This window comes from Gammaproteobacteria bacterium (assembly GCA_019748175.1).
Classification (GTDB): domain Bacteria; phylum Pseudomonadota; class Gammaproteobacteria; order JAIEPX01; family JAIEPX01; genus JAIEPX01.
In genome coordinates, this window is the sequence record JAIEPX010000012.1 from 186,529 (window position 1) to 206,919 (window position 20,391).

Below are 20,391 nucleotides of genomic sequence, written 5' to 3' on the forward strand. Positions count from 1 at the left end.
TTCTGATTATCAATTTCCTATTTAAAATCACCGAAACAGTAAAACCTATCACAAATCAAGACGCGACCCCAAATTTCTCCTATCGCGCCCCCATAGACATCTCTCCTTCACCCCTCTATACTTATTTCATTCCTATTACTCTTAACTTTTTGTATCACTATAGCTTAGCATACTGAAAACAGTAACTGCGTAATCATAGGAAATGAAATGTGGCCATTTAATCCAAAGCAATCTAATGAAAGTAAAGACGCTACAAGTGATCCTTACATTTGGATACCGGTAGGAGATAACAACCCATTTAATGCTCCAATAATGGATATTCGAGCGTTTACTCAGAATATGATCTCAACAACAAAAGACCGATCAATAGCTTTAAAGTATACTCAATCTCGAGGATCTAACGGTCTGGAATTTGTAGGAAAAATGCCACAAAACCCAATGGACATCCATACACGTTTCACAATTCCTCATAATGGCGATAAATTAGAAGGCATTGTCTATAAATCGCCCGTTATGGAAGTGAAATGGGATATCTATGCCTATGATAACTGGTTTTATTTTGTTCGGAGCTGGACTTCGGAACTTATATATAGAGTGCAATTTATTAATACTGGCCCTACTCTTGAATTTATTAAAATTATCGTCGCACAGGGCAAGGTACCTGAATACATTTCTCAAGACATCTACTCCATAATCTTAACGCATGCATTGAATAGAGTATGGCCTTACCATCTTCCACAGAAGTTACATTCAGTGACAGGAGATAATATCGCCATATTTATGTATGCCTTGTTCGGCTCTAAAGCAACTTTGGTGACAAAAGAAAATGTAATGAAAATTCAATTACTTGATGATGGCGTCGCGCCTAACTAAATGCATCGATCCCCGTCAAATATTTACCTAGAATTAAATGATGTATATTATCCGTACCTTCATAGGTAAATACCGATTCTAGATTGACAACATGGCGCATCACAGGATATTCAGTACTAATTCCATTGGCGCCCATTAAATTGCGGGCCATTCTCGCAATTCGAAGTGCTTCACGACAATTATTCATTTTCGCAAGTGAAATCATTTCTGGCGTTGCTTCGCCGACATTCATTAAACGACCCAATTGAATATTTAAACATTTTGCTTTAATTATTTCGTTATATATATCAACTAAATCTTTTTGAATTAATTGATATGAGGCTAAAGGTTTGGCAAATTGATTTCGCTCGGCTAAATAATTGCTTGCGGTGTCGAAACAACTTTCTGCAGCTCCAATGACTCCCCATGAAATTCCAAATCTCGCTTGGTTGAGACAGCTTAAAGCACAACTCAATCCTTTTTCTGTACCCGGCAACATATTTTCTTCCGGAATCCAGCAATCATTCAAACTAATTTCACCGGTACTGGAAGCTCGCAAAGAAAATTTATGCTTCATCTCAGAACAAGCAATACCTTCACGATCGGTTTCAACTAAAAATCCTCGAATTCCATCAGAGGTATGTGCCCAAATTAATGCTAAGTGCGCTAGAGGCGCATTCGTGATCCACATTTTGGATCCGTTTAATACCCAACCATTATTTGATCGTTTTGCATGGGTTTTCATACTGCTAGGATCAGAACCCGAATCAGGCTCTGTAAGTCCAAAACAGCCAATCACCTCACCTTTGGCCATACACGGCAGCCATTTTTGCTGCTGTTCTTCTGATCCAAAGCGATAAATAGGATACATACATAAGGAACTTTGTACTGAAGCAAAACTTCGCAGTGCGCTATCCCCCCGCTCTAGTTCCTGACAAACTAAACCATAACTATAAGCGCTTGCGTTAGAGCCACCAACCGATTCCGGTAGTCGCATCCCAAAGATTCCAAGAGCTGCCATTTTAGCGATCAATTCGTGAGGAAAATGCGCAGATTCATTGGCAGGCGCTAACAATGGTTCCGCAACTTCGGTCACAAAACGACGAACGGCATCACGAATCATGAGTTCTTCGCTTGAAAATAATGTATCGAGCATTAAGATATCTTTCATTAACAGTTATCCCTCACTAAGTTAACAGTAATATAATAGCACAGTGCTCTCCAACACCCAAAATCCTTCACAAAGAAAAATCACTCACGCTATTAATATCACTAGGTAATTGGTCTGCCTCAAACAGTGAACGGAAGACACTAAGGGCATTATCGAGAGTTAAAGACTTCAGTTTCACAGGATAGTTCAACTGAGTGACTAGTATACCAATGAAAATTTCAAGAAATTTTGCTGAAAAGACATTTGCAGGTCTTTTATCGATAAATTCAAAAATTTCACGAGCCATTCTTACTTTGCTGAAAATACTCAGCTCGCATCGTCTCAAAAGATCTTTTGCTTTGCTCACTTCATCTGCGTATTCGCTGTCCAACCCGTATGTTGATGAGAAAAAGTTGATTTGACTCGGTTGATTTTCAAAAGATTCAAATTCTTTGATAGCGTTTGAGATTGCATCGATGAAAAGTCTATTTTCGCGAAATATAATAAATTGATCAGACTGCTGAACAAGCGAGTGTGCGTAAGAGTATTCTTTAAGCCTACAAAAATCATAAAACTCTTGAAGCTTTTTTAAAAAATCATCTCGACAATTTAAAACACCTTTAAGAATAGTGAACACTGAATACGGTTGTAATGAAACCGAATTTATGTCATTACATAATGATGTAATTTCACTCTGTATAGATTCATTTCTTGCTTCATCTGGAACAGCGCTCAAGACCACCAAATAATATATTAATTTTTGTCGTTGATAACCGCTTACGGTTTGTTTTTCTTGTATTATGTGAAATAACTCGCATTGTTGCAGAGTCCTGTACAAATAATAGGCTAACTCTGCATTTTGAGGTAATTCGAGCTGATGACTTCCACTAACTGAACCCATAAAAAATTGAAGAACCGTTGAAAACCCACTATAGCACACTGGCGCGTTAATTATCCTCTGTAGCAAACTATTAATTCGAGGTTGTAATATTCCGCGGTAGTACAATAACAATTTTTGAGAATGGAACGGGCCTATTTGATCACTGACCTGATCTTTCTTATCTTTTTCAGCAGAACTTCCTTGTTTCTTTGGGGCTTGAGACTCACCCAATTGAAGCTCAACTCGTATGTCATCTGCAAACTGCCAAAAACTTTTTGCCTCAACAATAACTTTATCTTTCTCTGACCCTTCAAGTTGATCTGCTAGCTCTAAAGAATCATCCATTGCTTCTATGGCCAGTTTTCCCAACTCATATAAAAAGCATTTTAATTCTTCTCTTCTTCTTAACGATTTTCCTAACAATGAAAATTGTTCTGGAATTTTCGAATCAACCAGGGATAAAACCCATTGCATTCTAACTCGGCGCGCTGTGAAATGATCATGAAGAAGATAGAAACGAATTAGAGCATCAAATCCTATTTCTGCGCTCTGCTCTTTCAAAAAATCAGGACTGATAGCAACGCCATAGTAATATAAAATAAATCCATAGTGATCATTTTTTTGGATTGCTGAATTAGACATTAAATTGTAAAATTGTGCTTTTATAACATCACATAAATGTTCTTTACGAAGTCTATGACAGGTCAAATAAGCTCTATGTAATAATTGAGCAGCTATTTTGATGTTGTCATTGTCAGGTGCGAGCGCTTTAATTCTTTTTTCTGCAACATTGACCAACCCAAATGGATCTCCTAGAACTGCAACACCCTTTACGTCTATCTTGATCTGTGTTGTTTTGACTTCTTGGTATTTATTATCAAATAGGCTTTTAGTTGCGCTATCATCTTCACCATTATTCGAATTTAACTCAGCTTCAAGTAGCTCTATCGCAGTGATCAATTTTTTAATATCTATCTGTCTTTTAAGACCTAAATTAATACCCAAACTATCGCTCTCTTCAAAGCCTTTTAGAAGTATCCCTTTAACAGCAGAATAACCAGAATGTCTTGTACTCTTTAATCGAGCTTTACTCACTTCATTATTTAAAAACATTTCAACTTGTTGAAAGTGTGCCTCAGGGTTGTAATCATCAATTAACGCTTTTTCAAAACAGTCCCAAGCAAAAGAAAAATTAGGCTTACCTTCGTGCTGTCCGTGCCCTTTACGCGCCATAATTCCAAGAAAAAGCCATGCATCTTTTTGACTCAATGAAACTGCAAGTTCAAAATAATGCTTTGCCCGTGCATCATCCTGTTGTATACCAGCACCTAAATATTGAACGACACCTAATAACGTTGCTACTTTAGCTGTTTCTCCTAAAGTACCAGTATAAGTTTGTGGGACTGCAATCTCTTTCCTATTTCTACAGAGTCGCAAAGGTACTTTTATATGCATTCGTTCGTATGATCTGCACACGACAAGCATTCGACTTGTCTGATTTGCAGTGAGCTCAAAATGTAAACAGTGATACAGTAATTGTTTAAATTCTTTTATATCTTTGAAAACTGCATTTCTGACCTTCTCTTCAAAGCGATTTAACTCTGCTAAAGATGAGGAATTGTGTTGTTCTGATTCGCTTTGTTTACCTTGCATTCTCTTTTACTACCTTCTGAGCTTGAGCTATTATTTCGAGCAGCTTTGCACCATCCTCACTTTCAGGTGAGTAGTATGGCAAGAGCTTCTCAAAATAGCTAAGTGCTTGATTATATTGATGCTTATTATACGCGTCAGTACCTAATAGAGTCAATGCAACGGGTGACTCAGGAGCCTTTTTCAGGACTTCTAGCAATAGGGCATGTGCCTCCGGATTCAAGCTATTGTGATGCTGTATAAACAAGGCCTGAGCCAATGCCAGGAGGGTATCCACATCCACACGATTAAGCTTGTAGGACTTTTGAAGAGCTTTAACAGCCTCTTCTGTACGCTGATCGTGCAAATATAATTTCCCGACTAAATACCACCCTTTTGCGCTCTGAGGGTTCTGTTCGAGATGCGCCTCAAACTCATGAATCAATTTTTCGCGAGATGCCTTGCCTTTTATATCATCACCCATCTCAGCCATTCGTGATTGTACTAAAGCCGCTTGTTGAACTCGGTCATATCCACCCCAAAAGTAATACAATAGTCCCGACAAAGCTGGGATAAACACTACGATACCTATAAGGATTAAAAAGTTTTTTGATGAAAATAAAGTTCGTGAAAAAGGCCAAAGAATAATTCCAAACGCTGTAGTGATTAAAAAAATTATGCCAATCCAAAATATCATTTACTTTTTCTCACTGTGCTAGACAATACTATCATTCCAACAATTAAGAGAATTATTGGACTTGCCCAGAGTATCCACGTTTGCTTTGCCACGGAGGGCTCTAAAAGTACATATTCACCATAACGCTGAGTCAAATGTTGTTTAATTTCCTCATTCGTTTTATTTTGAATAATTAAGCGATAGATTTCTGAGCGTAAATCAGCAGCAAACGGTGCATTGGAATCCGAAATGGCTTGATTTTGACAGACTAAACAGCGAACTTCCTGAGTCAATTTTGTAAATTGATTTTTTTGAATAGTTGATGCAAAAGGATAAAGATCATCGCCTGCAATGACAGGTAAAATCCAGATAATTAAAAATAATGGCAACAACAGATTCTTAATCACGATTTTTTCTCAATAATGTTATCCGAGGAACGATTTCTTGCGACCATACGCGCTCATTAACTGGACCCGATATCTTATAGCGAATAATGCCATCGGCATCGATCAAAAAAGTTTCAGGTGTGCCGTAAACACCTAAATCCATGGCCAAACGCCCAGAATCATCTTCAATAATTTTTTTATACGGGTTTTGATGCGCTTTTAACCATGCCTGAGCTGAATACTGTGCATCTTTATAGAGCAATCCATATACCGGAATTTTTTCATTTCTTGCGATATCGACCCAAAATGGATGTTCACTTTTACAGGTACTACACCACGTTGCCCATACGTGTAAAATAGAGAGCTGTCCTTTAAACAAAGATTTGTTTATTTTTTCAGAAGAATTTTCTAACGATGGCAAAGAAAATTCGGGCATAGCTTGATTAATCAGAGCCGAAGGTATTTTTCGAGGATCAGCACCGAGACCTTTCCAAAAAAACAGTACTAATATCATAAACACTAACAATGGTATTGCGAAACGAGTGATTCTGAATAAGGTGATCATTGTGGTTTCCTCAAAACACGTGCGCGAGCATACGCTGCAAAAAGCCCACCCAACATCATCATGGCCCCACCCGCCCAAATCCATCGAACAAAAGGTTTCACATAAAATCGGAATGACCAACTCTCTTTATCTAAAGGTCGTCCCAAAACAACGTAAATATCACGCCAGAAAGTTGCGCAAATGGCGCTTTTGGGTTGAGCATTATCCTGCACAGGGTAATAACGAACTTCCGGTTTTAAACTAATGATTTTTTTATCTAACTGTTTTATTGTGATATTTCCCTGAGTCGCTTCAAAATTGGGACCGGAATATTGCTGAATGCTATCAAAAATAAATTGGTATCCGCTCAGCGTCGTATTTTCTTTTTCTTTCAAACGCACTTCTCTCTGCTCACCATAGGCTGTACTTAAAATAATGCCAAGCACTGTCACGGCAACTCCCAGATGAGCCAATGTCATACCTAAATAACCGGGCGTTAATTTACGTATAGTTCGACCACCTATTGCATTACGGACACTCCAACCTTGTAGAGTCGCCAACATTATCCACAGCGCCGCACTCACTCCAATGACCACTGTCAATGACCACTGTCCAGTTATCAACTTGGGTAATAAAATACCGAGTGAAAGCGATAGTAAAAATGTCCAGCGCAAACGTTTCCACAGCAGATTCATGTCATTTTGTTGCCAATGAAAAAGAGGCCCAATTCCAACGAGAAAAAGAAGTGGTATCAACATTGGCCATAAAACAGTATTAAAATACGGAGGACCAACGGATAATTTTCCTAAACCCAACGCATCAATGATGAGTGGATAAACGGTTCCTAATAACACTGTCAGGACGATTGAAGTGAGTAAAATATTGCCTGACAAAATTAAGGTTTCACGTGACCATAAGGTAAAAGTCCCTTCATTTCGAATCGCTTGCCCGCGCCATGCATACAATAATAATGAGCCTCCAATGACGACTGCTAAAAATAATAAAATAAAACTTCCACGTGCACTATCAACGGCAAACGCATGAACAGAAATCAAAACACCTGACCGCACTAAAAATGTTCCAATTAAACTGAAAGAAAATGCAGCAATTGCTAACAACGCCGTCCACGCTTTAAACGTATTTCGTCGTGCTGACACCATCAAAGAATGAATTAAGGCTGTTCCAGCGATCCACGGCATGATCGAAGCATTTTCGACGGGATCCCAAAACCAAAAGCCACCCCACCCTAATACTCGATAGGCCCACGCACTGCCTAAAGTGACGCCTATTGTTAAAAAACTCCAGGCTAATAATGTCCACGGTCTAGTCCACGCTGCCCAATCCGCATCAAGTCCTCCACGCCACAATGCTGCAATGGAAAACGCGAATGCGACTGAAAATCCCACATAACCTAAATACAATAGTGGAGGATGAGAAACTAAACCCGGATCTTGTAATAATGAATTAAGATCACGACCATCCGTGGGGGGAATCGGTAATAGACGCTCAAATGGATTTGATGTCATTAATATCAGCAAATAAAACCCAATGGCCACTAAAGCTAAAACAATTAATACACGCGCTAAAAAATCGAGAGGCAATGATCGACTAAAAAATGCTACTGCGGCTGTCCATGCACCTAATAACGTTACCCACAATAATAAAGAACCTTCGTGACTGCCCCACACTGCACAAAATTGATAAATGTGTGGCAATTTACTGTTTGAATTCTGCGCAACATAAGCGACACTAAAATCATTGAGTAAAAAACTAGTCGCTAATGTTGCAAAACTGATTACAACAAATAAACATTGAGCATAGGCCGTTCGACGAGCAACGCTCAATAAATCTTCACGCTGAAAAATCAGCCCCGAACCCGGTACAACTACTTGGATAATTGCCACAACCAAAGCCAGAATAAGTGAAAAATGTCCGATTTCTGGAATCATATTTTGCCTTCACTCATTTTTTTAATTGCAGGGGGTCTATAATTTTCATCGTGTTTTGCGAGAACCTGATTAGCAATAAAATCTCCAGAAGCATTCATATGCCCCTGCACCACTAATCCCTGGCCTTCGCGAAATAACGCAGGCAAAATTCCATCATAATGCACCCAAACTGCTTTAGAATAATCTGTTAATCGAAAATGCACGCCTAATCCTGTTTTATCATGACTTACTGTCCCTTTTTCTACCATACCGCCCATCCGAAATTGAGGTAAATTTTGCATTGCGACAGGATCAACTTGACTGGGTGTAAAATATAAATTGATATTAGATCGTAACGCATACAATACTAATCCTGCTGCCAATGAGAGTCCAAAAAGCATAATTCCCACTGTAATTAGCCGACGTTTACGCTGCGGTTTCATTATTCAAAAAACTCTTTATTAATAATTTTCGCTGTCTTCGCGTTACTAAAACACCTGCTATAAAACTCACGAACAAAGCACCATAAGCGCTCCACACGTAAACTCCGTGACCACCCATTGTGAGAAATTCATACCATGATTGAAATGAAGATGACATTTCTAATACTCCAAAATTATTTTCTTTAACACTACTCTTTAACCTTTAAGTACCTGTCCAACCCAATGAGTGTGACGTTCACGTCTAAGTAATTCATTTCGTACACTCATCAACAATACCGCTGCAAAATACGAACTAAAAGCAATAATCATTGCTAACAACGGATATAACATGCTAGGTGCGATTGACGGAGATCCCAGTTTTAACAACGTTGATTGTTGATGTAACGTATTCCACCAATACACTGAATAATGAATGATCGGTAAATCGATTACACCGACTAATAAAAGAATGCTCGTCGCTTTTGATGCCCGATCTTGATCGGGAATCGCTGAACGTAAACCTATAACACCAAAATACAGAAAGAGTAAAATTAATTCGGATGTTAAACGCGCGTCCCAAATCCACCACGTACCCCACATGGGTTTACCCCATAGCGCACCCGTTAGTAATGCTAATGCAGTAAATAATGCACCCAACGGTGCACTCACCGCAGCGATTACATCAGCTAATTTAATCTTCCAAACTAAATAAACCAGGGCATTCCCTGCCATCAAACAATAAACGCCTAATGACAACATCGCCGCTGGTACATGCACAAACATGATCCTATAGCCGTGACCTTGCTGATAATCCCCTGGCGCTAACCAGAGGCCATCGAATACTCCGAAAATAAATGCCGCAGCAAAAATTATCCACAGCCAAGGCAGGCAGTATCCACTGATTCGGTAAAACTCTCGGGGAGACGCTAATTGCTTCAAACTTTTCTCTTCTAAGGCCGTGAAAGCATTGATTTTGCCATAAATTAGCCCTAGAGGTAAGGGGGTAGGGTAAGCAAGATGGGGGCGGGTCAAAATGAACTTCGAGCCGGTATCAACCTAGATTCTGCAGTTGAGATCGTAGCGAGAGGTCCTAAGGTGCAGAACCTAGGTTCAATGTTAGACCGGACCCCATAAAAAAGGGGCTCCGTCGAGCAGATCGGAGCCCCTCCAGCATTTCCATACTCTGTTAATCGTCTTTCCTTATACACTCCCTATATCTCATAATGAAACTCATTCCGTGTGTTTCATAAAGAACTTCTGAACGATCAAAACAACTGCAGCCACGCCCACGGCAATGTAGACTCCTTTCGTAATCATGCCGGCTCCAAATAAAACCTCGACGAGATTATATTGAAAAGCCCCGACAAGACCCCAATTAAGGGCACCTACAACTACCAAGACCACCGCAATCGTATTGACTATACTCATGACGCTACGCATATACAACACCACCTATTCTAATTTTAGTACATTTTAGAGGATTTACAAGTCGATAAATGGTGATTTAATTGTGTTAAATGCTTAATTTGAGCGTATAAAATTGCCAATTTATTATTAAATTTTGTGAGTAGAGTCGAAGGTGATTGCTCAGGGCTCAACGCAACTTATGCAGTGAAAAACAGTGTTACTTCAGTGCAATAAATCAGGAGTTATCCCACTAACTTGAGTCTGCTGAGAATCTGAAACTTTAGATTCTTGAGGTGCCTTATCAATTTCTTTTCTCATCCATTCAAACATCTTTCTAGGATTATAATTAGTCGGATCTCGTTTACAGGCTTCATTGAATTTCTCCAACACATACTCTGGTTTTTGAATTCGGGCTTCTTTCAAGATCGCCATCCATTCTTCATTGGTGTAATCACATGCTTGGATATAATGAAATCGATTCATCAACGCCAACGAGATAACTTCCCCTGGATTTTGCGAAGCCATCACAAAACCGCTGGGATTTACCTCAAACTGCTCTCCTACGACTTCATGTATTAATGCAACCAGGTCAGGATCTTCCGGCAATTCGCCTTCCATCAACGCAATCAGCAATTTTTCTATGCGCGTATCAATTTCATCTAAAATAATTTTCGATCCATCACATAACGCTCTGATCACTAAGCGCGCGGCTTCATCACCTTCATCCAAGGAGATTTCATAATAACGTTTTTGAGGATCAGCATGATCTTTGCCAAAGCCTTGCTGTTCTAACAAAGCTTTATATAAACTCGATTTACCAATACCTGAAGGCCCTTCAAGTAGTATTCCTCGACGATAAGTACACTTTTTCTTTGCCGCAAGTGCACAAACCGCAAGATCTTCTTCTATAATTTCAACTAATGGCAATTTCGTTGAAGGAATAAATAAATTTCCTACTTCTTTAATCTGCAATTGTTCGTTTTGATTTTTCCATTCAACTGCCTTTTGATAGGCTTCTCGTTGTTGTAAGTCGCGAATCATTAAACCAAATTCATGCCATTGGGCTCGTTTCACTGATTCAAGAATATTTCCATTGGCTTTATAAGCAACAATAAAACGTTGCACTAAAGATCTTAAATCGCGCAGTGAAATCTCACAATGGGGTTCATAATTTTTAACATGATAAAATGACCACAGTAATTTTTCAGCGACGTGATTCGCCGCATCTTGCATCAAATTAAGTTCCAACAATTCAGTATCAATAATATTTTTTCTCAACCATTCTTCATGAGGCATCTCAAATAAAACAGTTTCAGCATATTCTTGAATAAAGGCATGGAAAAAACGATTCGCATACGTTTCAGGGTTTCCACTACCAACGACTTTAAACTGTGGTGTACTCTTATAATATTTGCCTCGATAGTGCCCTGGCCCGGTACCTCGCAGGAATCCTTTAAACACATCCAAAGTACCTGGCTCTTCCATATTCACTTCATCGGGATTATTTACAATGGGTTTATCATTCACGGGTATTGCCGATAAACAAGCCTCCAGCTGAATAAGACCTTTAAAATAATGCCCATCAGGCAATTGTGCACGCAATTGCCGTGTTTGATACGATTTACCCGTCCCTGGTGTGCTTTTTAAGAAAATCGCACGCGTATTTGGATTATAAAATAAAGTCTGCAATTGCTGTGTTGGTTTATGCTCATTAGCAAGAGATTCAACGTTCTCTTTGGCGATCGGACTTTGTAGCAAGTTAAATACTTTTTCGATAAGTACACTATCGTTTAAGTGTGGTTTTCCGGTTTTGTATTGAACACTTTTTTCTAAAGAATCCCCGAGTAACTCTCGAAGAGTTTGACCATAACAACAATTCAACGCTTTCCAAATATGATTCGCTAAATCTTCTTTTGACTCGATCTTTTTGGCTTTTCTTAATCGCGACCATTTCAGACTATGGACCTGCTTATCACTTCTTTTGGGAGCAAACAAAATTTTCGCGATCACAGACAAAAAGGCAAAATTATCCGAACTTTTCGGATAATCATAATGAAATAATCCTTTGATAGGGTTTTCTGGATGAACTGATTGAAGACTCTCATCATTTAATCGTGTAATCATGGATGTGAGACGACGATATGTTAATGCAGGAACAGGCGGTTGACCCAGTCCTCGATGATTTAATCGACCAGCGCAGTCAAAAAGGAATTTAATTTTATTGGCCAAATCACGATCTTCAAAGGGTAACAATTCGGTGTAGTCAGTAAAATGATACTGCTGTACTTGTATTTGCTGATACAGATATTGGTCTTGATATTCCAAAGGCATTACACAAATCAACTGACCTTTTAGCTCAGCCGATTTTCCATTTTGATTAAATCGTGCTAGATCGGGATATAAAAATGGCAACAGTTGTTGATAAAGCAATAAGCTCATCGCGCCGTTTAAAATAATGGTTTTTCCTCTAATCAGATCATTCATCACGACAAAAGGCTCGTACTCAAACTCAACTTTACCTTGTTCATCACGTCGATCATCGAGCTTGGCCATTAATTCCTGATAACTCATTTGTGGATTTACATCGACAATAATGGCTTTGGGTAAAAGTTCAGCTTTTAACTGATTGACGTAGAGATCCGGGTCGTTAGAAAAAACTAGCCTGCTCGTTTCAGTAATCGCATTCTGCTCACCAGTGTAAATCGCCACCCCTTCAATTTCACCACCCGGTAATAACGTAAACGTGAGGGGTCGCTGAGGAAAATCTTGATGTCGATCTAATAATTCTGTCCATTCTTCGCGCGTGATGCGTTCAGTAATATAAAATTGATTTTCTTCTGTAGCAAACCACGGCAACGTTGCCGTACGCATTCGTTTTTCTGTATCAACCACCTCTCGATGAAAACACTCGTATAAATTATTAGCGTTACAAAAAATGCCCAAAGGTGATTGATCATCTGGTCTAGATTTAACGGTGATATTATCATTTTTCAGCGCATGCTCTTTTTTCACTGTTTGAATCACACAAGAATCGGGCAGTTCAAAAAATTGAGCATTGACAAAAATTCGTCTCTCTGATCGTAATCGATTCAAAAAAGTATTGAAATTTGGAGTATCAGGGCAATTAACTAGACGTAAATTTTTCTTCTCATTCACAGCTCTTCTTAATGCACCATTTTCACTTACATGGTAGCCATCTGCATCAACGAAAATTTCTCCAAATAATCGCTCGCGCCAATTGGGCATTTCGTATAAATCAACCACAATAGTATCTTGGCTAGCCGAATTTTGCTCAGGAGAAATTATTTGTGGTTTATACGATTGAGTTAATAAAAATGGTGTCGTTCGTGAGAAAAAAGCCCTAGGTCCTGTTCTAAACTTATCCTGAATAAGACTTATGATTTTGAGAGAAGCACAGACAGAATGTCCCATTAAATTTCCACCCGGCTCCAGCATGGACATATAACTCTTTTTTTGATGCTTCGTAAAATCAGTCCAATTAATAACAACCATACCACCCGTTTTGAGTAATTCTCTCAATGGCCCTTCTACAAAACCTCTATTACCGTCCGCTATTTTAATGGACTTCACATACCGTCTGAGATCAGAGGGATTATGAACGTACAGAATATTGGCAGGCCAATCTAAATTTTGGCAACTTAAAATTTCAGACCGTATGCCTGCAAATACTTTAATAGGATCTAAATTATTCGGTAAACGTAATAATGGAGCATGTGGAGCATCCCTAGAAAGTAAAGATACTATTGAGGTTATGATTTTCACAGCTGGAAATGGATCAGCCGCTTCTCTTGCTTTTTCTTCAGCAATTCTTCTGACTTCAGCTTCTGCAACTTCTTTGAGCTTTCTTTCTGCCTTTTCACGCGCTTTGGCATCTGATTCTTCTCTAGCTTTTCTTTCTACTTCTTCGTGTTCTTTCTCGACTGTTACTGCTTGAAGCCTTTCTTCCTCTTCACGGGCTCTTGCTTCAGCTTCTTCTTGTGCTTTGCTTTCTGCCTCTTGGCGCTCTCTCTGGGCTGCTTCTGCTTTAAGCCTTGCTTCCTCTTCACGGGCTCTTGCTTCAACTTCTTCTTGTGCTTTTCTTTCTGCCTCTTGGCGTTCTCTCTCGGCTGTTTCTGCTGTAAGTTTTGCTTCCTCTTCACGCGCTCTTGCTTCGGCTTCTTCTTGTGCTTTTCTTTCTGCCTCTTGGCGTTCTCTCTCGGCTGCTTCTGCTTTAAGTTTTGCTTCCTCTTCACGCGCTCTTGCTTCGGCAGCTTCTGCTAACACTGCTGAACTTAGTGTATTATCATTAAGCTCCTCTTTATCCTTGGGCGCCTCTGAGGCAGCCACATTTCCTGCATTATTATGGCAATCCTGATTTTGCTCACGTTCAGAAATCAATTTAATAAACGGATTTACAGGTTCAAGAGCGTCGGACTTCTTCACTAAATCCAAAACCACTCCACCGCCACTACACACACCGTACCGGACGAATCCCGATTTAGTATAAAATAGTAGCTCTCCAAACATATGCTTTCCGTTGGCGAACATCGTAAATGGGATATTCAAATAATGACACAAGAGCATAAATACTTCAGAGCGATGCCTACAAACACCTCTAGAATTTTTTATTTGAGAAAATAGGATATCCAGCGTGTTACCGGACTCATTATCTGGAGTCTCTTCTTGATTAAAATTTTTGCAAAACTCAAACAAACACGCTAACTTCTCTCGCAACTCAACATCGGGTCTATTCAAAACTCGCAATTCATCCACACCTTCAATCACATCTCTTAATTCACTCATTAAATCATCTTTTAAAAGAGGTTTTGGCGAAAGACATAGCTTCAAGTCATCGTTAAAATTTTCTAGTAAGTAATGTTCTTGAATATCAAATCGATAGGCTATTTGTATATGTTTGGTTGACATGCCCGATTTTAATGCAACACTCACCTTACGTTCTACAGGATCAAATATCAAATCCAAATCCTTTGCCTCATTACAGAAAAGAACGAGTTGATCAGGAGGATATAAAATGGGTGTAGTAACCAATGTGATCTCTTGAGCGGGTTTTATTTCAAAATCTGCGAAAGCCATTGCCCACTTTGGATGTTGATTCACATAACGTTTTAAATCATGAAGAGTGTCATTCTCAAAACGATTACAATTTTTATATTGAACCAAAGGAATTCTACGAGCTTCTTTGGGCTGGTAACAAAAATAAAGCTCACGGCGTTTAACATCACATACTACGGTATTATAAGCACACGAACGGAAATAATTATTAATCAATAAACCCCGTTTATCATAAACCATTAAAAAATTATCTTGCTCATTACCCGCACCGTATTGACTATTATCATGAAAATGCGTGACAAAACCTGTTTTGGAATCGGGTGAATAGACTGTGGAACCCTTTATTTTCATTGTATTATATTCGTGTCTATCAGACACTCCTGACCCACCCTGCATAGATCCAAAAGAGTGGGCTTCTTCATACTCCTCGTTCTCTTTTAGTACTTCATCTACATAGGCCTGGAAAGACTCCCGTCGCTTTTCTACTTTTTCTCGATTTTGTATTTTATCTCGATCGTTTCTAAGTGAATCCAAAGTAATTTGCATTGGTTCGTCCGCAGCACTACTAGATGCAGAACTTGACAGCAATGATGATCGACCATTATATTCAGGCACAGGATATCGTTGCGAAAGATATCGAGCATACTCAGCATTTATTAAATCACAACTCACTATTTTTACATGCTCTAGAGTATCTAAAAGTTCATCTAAATCAGGCATTTTAAGATTTGTATTTCCCATGAGTTCTATCGATCTAATTGATCTAGGCAAATCAGTGATTGCTGTAATACGATTGGAGTGAGAAATTGTTAATCGTCTTAGTAGAGCAAATGCGTTGAAAGATATTTCACCACTAACTTCTCTATTAGAGGCTATATTAATGCTCGTGATTTTATCTTCAACCCCTGACAACAATAATGGCTCATCTATCATTGCATTGAGATGGACTTTATAAATATTCAAAGACCGTATCAATCCTGCTAGGGACTTGCACGCCATAGGATTTACCCAAAGTGAATCCACAGATAAATCAGCATTAAAACGCACATCTGTTATTTGATCATCAGCATATCCTATAGATAAATCCATAACTTCAGATATATTTTTTAAGTCTAAAAAAGAAAGTTCAGAACAGTTTTTAATGACAAGTTTTTTTAATTTTGATGGAAATCCTATGATAGTATGCACATTAATCAAGTTAGATAAATCTATTGTTTCTAAATTTTTAAATCGACTCAAATCAAGAGAGCCCCCTCTAAAATAACAACTATTTAGCACTAGCGAAGTTATTTTAACCGGCAAATGATCTAGTTCACGAAATAGTATCATCCTATTGATTTCAAGCTTTTGCAGTTTAGAATATCGAGCAATATCAGGCATTTCCCAATCACCATCCCAGATTCTACTATGAATACTTAGAGAAGTACGATGTATATCATTAGGATCTAAAAAAGATGCTCTAGGATCCTTAGCAGCACTATCAGTTTTCATAAGCTGAACAGCCACAGATTTATTTGAAAATAAATTAATTTTAAATAAGTTTGAGAGCCCCTTTAATGACGGCTCTGTTAAGTCACTATTTTCTCTTAATATTAATTGCGTCAGAGATTGCGGTAATGCTCGAACCTCTCTCAAATCTGATTTTTTAATCATTAATGATTGAAGATTGTTACAGCCTTCAAAGTTCATTTCATCCATATCTGAACATTTAGATATCTCAATTAATTCAGTTTTAGGATTGAATTTTAATCCAGATACATAACTCAAATCAGAGATCTTAATTGAACGAATCTGCACAGTACTAATGAATTCCTTAAATTCATCAGTTAAGGGCGCATGTTTATACTCAGGCGAATCAACAATTCCTAAACCGTCGACAGTGAGATCTTTAGAGACATTTAAAAATACAACATTCTTTAATAGATTAGGGCCAATAGAAAGCTCTTCCACTTTAGAAACACCACTAAAATCGACACGATATCGATCATTGCCGCTTAATGTTTTGCTGAATAGCAAATTCTTTACGACAGAAGGTAATCCTGAGATAGTTGTAACTGAATCTTCAGAGTGCACTGATATTTCTGTTTCCGACAATGATAAATCCATAAACAGCACGAAATCTTGGTTAACCTTGACATCGAATTTTTGACATTTTCCACAATTGATTTTGACTGTGCCCTCAAGATTCGAAATAGCCACCTCTAAATCATTTGAAGGTTTAGCTATTATGCTCACATTCGATTGATTTTTTACTAACTTAATTTTTTTTAATCTAGGTAGACTGGATAAGTCAATGTCTTTTGAGGGAAGGTAAAATTCTTTTAAGCGCAGAGCTTTTATTTGTTTTGGTATTCTATCAACGTCCTTCAGACACATTCCGGTTAATGAAAGAGATTTTAAAGCCGTAAACTGTGAGAAATTAGGCACGAAATATTGTCCACGAAGAAACAACCCGTTTAGTTTTAGCACCGTCGCAGATAGCAAGTCTCTCGAGCCGTCAGAACTATTAACGTCAGGGATAACACCCATAAGATTATTAGCATCATTAGACTCTACTTCCAGTTTTTTATTTTCGATTAATTTATCTAATTTTTTATTAGTAAGATCTGATAGGTCTGCATTAAAATCTAAATCTGATCTGACCTCAGGGCCATTTAAATACAAGGTAGCTTCTGTAAGCAGAGGTAAATCTGCTAGATTTTGAAGACTGCGACTATCGAAACTATAATTAAATTGTATAATCAAACTTTCTAAGCTTAGAGGCAAATTGCGAACAGCTGCTAACTCATGACAGTATTCAATTTTTAGGTTCTGTAATAGTGCAACAGATTCGAAATCAAGAGCCATTACTTTAGAACAGTGCTCAAATGAAATAGATGCACATCGTTTTGGCAATTGAATCATGCTTATTCGTTTCTCATTTCGAATAATCAATTCTCTACATTCTTCTAAGCCTGAAATTAAATTCAATAATTCATATGTTCTATCGCATGAATTTTCTATCTCAAGATGCCCTACACTTTTTATGTTTTCAATATTAACTATAGTAAGTTCATAATTAAGATTTTTAAGAATCAAAGTATCTAACTGTTTTATTCCTTCAAAATCAATAGCTAACAAATCTTTACAATTTATGAAAGTAAGACGTTTAAGGCTTCTTGGTAAGTTTTTCACTACAACCAATCCTTTTACATCTTCTAGTATCAACTCTTCTAGCTGATAAAACTTTCTACAATCTAAATCGAATTTCCACGCCAGGCTTTTTCTAACAACTAATGTTTCTACACATGGTGGGTAGTAGCTTTCATCCATCAGCATTGATTCATCGATTAAAATTGCCTCAATAACCTGGCCAGACATATCAGTAATTAATTTCGATTTCAATGTAATCGCGTCAAGAGGTTTACTTGGCAAAGATATTGAGTTTGAATTTACTGTTGACATGACAATCTGATAACAAGAAGTAAGCGTTCTTGCAATATCCTCTACTTTCTTAAACTCCTTATTTTGAAATAACTGACTAATTCCAGCTTTTCTTATTTCTTCATCCGTAAAAGACTGAGCACTATGAATCTCAATGGCACTGAAATACCGAACCGAGGACAGTGAATCATCACTGTAAATTCTTAAATCTTTTCCTAAATGAGCCAAATCCAGGATTTTTAAATTGTTAAGACCTTTTAAACTTAGCCTATCCATGGAGTTACACTTGATTACGCATAAACCCTCTAAAGTATTCGATAAACCTTTTAGGCTCTTAATCGTTCGACAATCTATCAACGCTAAAAATTTAAGCTTAATAAATTTTTTAAAGGATATCTCTCTTGGCTGAACACGATCACTGTGATTTCTAACTTCAATAAACTCTATAGAATTTGGCAAGTATTCAATAAATTCTGTGATACCCTGGATTTTCACGCTCTTTAGACTTTGATGTTCACTTAAGTTCGGAATTCTTAAAGACTTACAGTGACATGATAATGACTCTAAACTTGAAGGTATTGCTTTTAAACGGATCTCAGAGCTCGATTCTATCTTTAAAGTCGTTATCTGTACGACACTCAGATCCGCATTATTCACAGGTTGTTCTAGTTTGATACTTAATTTTTTTAAATTGGGTAAGTTTTTTATTATATCGACTACTTCTTCAAGCTTTTGTTCCTGATTAAGTTCAATATGAAGTTCTTCGATAGAATCAGGCATTGCACTTCTTAATGCTGGAGTGATATATACTCTATGTAAATGTACTTCTGATACTTGAAGTGGCAGTGTTACGTTAAGTTCTTTTTGATTTATATCATTCTGATACAACTCTACCCTGACACAGCCTTCAATAGCAGACAAGTCCCATGTATGACTATTATTATTCAAACATACTCTTTCAATGATCATTCGAGGCAATATGAATCTTCCAGCATTTCCGGCCATATGAGATTCAAGCCACAGAAATCTATTTTCATAAACAATATTCTTAGCAAATACTGAACTCAGATTATCATCAGACATGAGATTAAAGGAGTCATTCGGAAAATATTTGTGTGAAGCCAGCGGCAGGCTCTCAAGCACCTCTCGGATATGCGCTGGTAATAATGCTGTTAAATGACTGTAGACCCCAGGAATGTTCTTTAATCCAGAAAATATAAAATTGTCTTTGATATAAACGACAATTGAATCTTCTAAAGAAAGAGGAGTAAATCCATCTTTGAAATAACCACGCCTTTCAGCCATCATCAATGTAAAGTCTGCCAAAAATTCGTAGTAATCGTGGGTATCAATAATAAGATAATGATCGGGATTATGACCTTGCTGCCTCAGTGATTCTATAATTTGTTCTTTTCGTTCATAAGGCATTTTTGATGCATCATTCCGGAAAGACTCTACATCTGTATGGGGATTTAATTCATCAAGAGGAATGCGACTACCCAGCCATCGGTAAACACCGTGATGTCTAAGTAACTCATCCCATAACTCAGGTTCATAGGTTGAAGGTTTTCGAAATTCAAAGGGATCTGAGAATATCACGAATTTTTGTTTGGGTGCTTTGAGGGTCGTAGTCACATGCCAAGCTTTTTCACCCTCTTCGCCCAGTAGCAATTGTGAATCGGGTCGACCTATAGGCCCTTGGCTCACCGCATTGACGACGCGCTGGTTTTTCCGTAAGGACTCATCAAAGTGCTTTAGTAGTTCTTCGTAAACATTCATAGCATACCCAGCATTCTAACCTATTGGTCTTAGATTATTTATGATAAAAAGATCAACCATTGATTTTATCAGGCAAACCTTAAGAAAGCATTAAGGTTTGGGCAGCCTTCGGTAGTGCGGATTTAGAAAAAAAAGCTCAGGTCCTGGTCTTAAAATTATTCAGCTCAAGCCAAGCCGTACGGCCGCGGCGGTTGCCCAGGGGATAAAGGTGATTGCAAGAACTAACATGGCAGCAAGAAATA

Annotated in this window: 12 protein-coding genes; 1 reads left to right on the forward strand and 11 read right to left on the reverse strand. The window is 38.1% G+C overall.

Going from position 1 to position 20,391, the window contains the following annotated elements:
* Window positions 1–207 precede the first annotated feature (207 nt).
* Window positions 208–873: a hypothetical protein gene (locus K2X50_07020; GenBank protein ID MBX9586994.1), complete on the forward strand. Its 666-nt coding sequence runs from the start codon at window positions 208–210 to the stop codon at window positions 871–873.
* Here the strand turns inward: K2X50_07020 and K2X50_07025 are convergent.
* The 11 genes from K2X50_07025 to K2X50_07075 all read right to left on the reverse strand — a co-directional run bounded on the left by K2X50_07025 (window position 866) and on the right by K2X50_07075 (window position 20,149).
* Window positions 866–2,023 (reverse strand): acyl-CoA dehydrogenase family protein, encoded by a 1,158-nt coding sequence (locus tag K2X50_07025; GenBank protein MBX9586995.1) that lies wholly within the window; start codon window positions 2,021–2,023, stop codon window positions 866–868. The two genes, K2X50_07020 and K2X50_07025, sit on opposite strands and share 8 nt — an antisense overlap.
* A 67-nt stretch (window positions 2,024–2,090) precedes the next feature.
* Entirely contained in the window at window positions 2,091–4,535 is a 2,445-nt protein-coding gene (locus K2X50_07030; protein MBX9586996.1) for a hypothetical protein, read from the reverse strand.
* Window positions 4,525–5,208 (reverse strand): hypothetical protein, encoded by a 684-nt coding sequence (locus tag K2X50_07035; protein ID MBX9586997.1) that lies wholly within the window; start codon window positions 5,206–5,208, stop codon window positions 4,525–4,527. Before K2X50_07035 ends, K2X50_07030 begins: the two co-directional genes overlap by 11 nt.
* Window positions 5,205–5,594 (reverse strand): cytochrome c-type biogenesis protein CcmH, encoded by a 390-nt coding sequence (locus K2X50_07040; protein ID MBX9586998.1) that lies wholly within the window; start codon window positions 5,592–5,594, stop codon window positions 5,205–5,207. Before K2X50_07040 ends, K2X50_07035 begins: the two co-directional genes overlap by 4 nt.
* Complete coding sequence (locus K2X50_07045; protein MBX9586999.1) at window positions 5,587–6,135, reverse strand: DsbE family thiol:disulfide interchange protein; 549 nt, start codon at window positions 6,133–6,135, stop codon at window positions 5,587–5,589. The genes K2X50_07040 and K2X50_07045 overlap by 8 nt, the downstream gene beginning before the upstream one ends.
* The gene (locus tag K2X50_07050; protein ID MBX9587000.1) at window positions 6,135–8,066 is read right to left on the reverse strand and encodes a heme lyase CcmF/NrfE family subunit; all 1,932 of its coding nucleotides are present in this window, start codon (window positions 8,064–8,066) and stop codon (window positions 6,135–6,137) included. Before K2X50_07050 ends, K2X50_07045 begins: the two co-directional genes overlap by 1 nt.
* Window positions 8,063–8,488: a cytochrome c maturation protein CcmE gene (gene ccmE / locus K2X50_07055; GenBank protein ID MBX9587001.1), complete on the reverse strand. Its 426-nt coding sequence runs from the start codon at window positions 8,486–8,488 to the stop codon at window positions 8,063–8,065. Before ccmE ends, K2X50_07050 begins: the two co-directional genes overlap by 4 nt.
* Window positions 8,472–8,645 carry a heme exporter protein CcmD gene (gene ccmD, locus K2X50_07060; GenBank protein MBX9587002.1) on the reverse strand — a complete coding sequence of 58 codons (174 nt, stop codon included), beginning with the start codon at window positions 8,643–8,645 and terminating at the stop codon, window positions 8,472–8,474. Before ccmD ends, ccmE begins: the two co-directional genes overlap by 17 nt.
* 38 nt (window positions 8,646–8,683) lie before the next feature.
* A complete protein-coding gene (locus K2X50_07065) occupies window positions 8,684–9,439 on the reverse strand; it encodes a heme ABC transporter permease (protein ID MBX9587003.1) in 756 nt (251 codons plus the stop codon).
* Window positions 9,440–9,697: 258 nt separating this feature from the next.
* Window positions 9,698–9,895 (reverse strand): DUF378 domain-containing protein, encoded by a 198-nt coding sequence (locus K2X50_07070; protein MBX9587004.1) that lies wholly within the window; start codon window positions 9,893–9,895, stop codon window positions 9,698–9,700.
* A gap of 201 nt (window positions 9,896–10,096) precedes the next feature.
* Window positions 10,097–20,149, reverse strand: coding sequence for a hypothetical protein (locus K2X50_07075; GenBank protein MBX9587005.1), 10,053 nt, complete (start codon window positions 20,147–20,149; stop codon window positions 10,097–10,099).
* Window positions 20,150–20,391: the final 242 nt, after the last annotated feature.

Excerpts from the sequence above, each read along its gene's own strand:
- K2X50_07075 (MBX9587005.1), bottom strand. The coding sequence starts at position 20,149 with ATGAATGTTTACGAAGAACTACTAAAGCACTTTGATGAGTCCTTACGG.
- K2X50_07025 (MBX9586995.1), bottom strand. The coding sequence starts at position 2,023 with ATGAAAGATATCTTAATGCTCGATACATTATTTTCAAGCGAAGAACTC.
- ccmE (MBX9587001.1), bottom strand. The coding sequence starts at position 8,488 with ATGAAACCGCAGCGTAAACGTCGGCTAATTACAGTGGGAATTATGCTT.
- K2X50_07050 (MBX9587000.1), bottom strand. The coding sequence starts at position 8,066 with ATGATTCCAGAAATCGGACATTTTTCACTTATTCTGGCTTTGGTTGTG.
- ccmD (MBX9587002.1), bottom strand. The coding sequence starts at position 8,645 with ATGTCATCTTCATTTCAATCATGGTATGAATTTCTCACAATGGGTGGT.
- K2X50_07020 (MBX9586994.1), top strand. The coding sequence starts at position 208 with ATGTGGCCATTTAATCCAAAGCAATCTAATGAAAGTAAAGACGCTACA.
- K2X50_07070 (MBX9587004.1), bottom strand. The coding sequence starts at position 9,895 with ATGAGTATAGTCAATACGATTGCGGTGGTCTTGGTAGTTGTAGGTGCC.
- K2X50_07035 (MBX9586997.1), bottom strand. The coding sequence starts at position 5,208 with ATGATATTTTGGATTGGCATAATTTTTTTAATCACTACAGCGTTTGGA.
- K2X50_07030 (MBX9586996.1), bottom strand. The coding sequence starts at position 4,535 with ATGCAAGGTAAACAAAGCGAATCAGAACAACACAATTCCTCATCTTTA.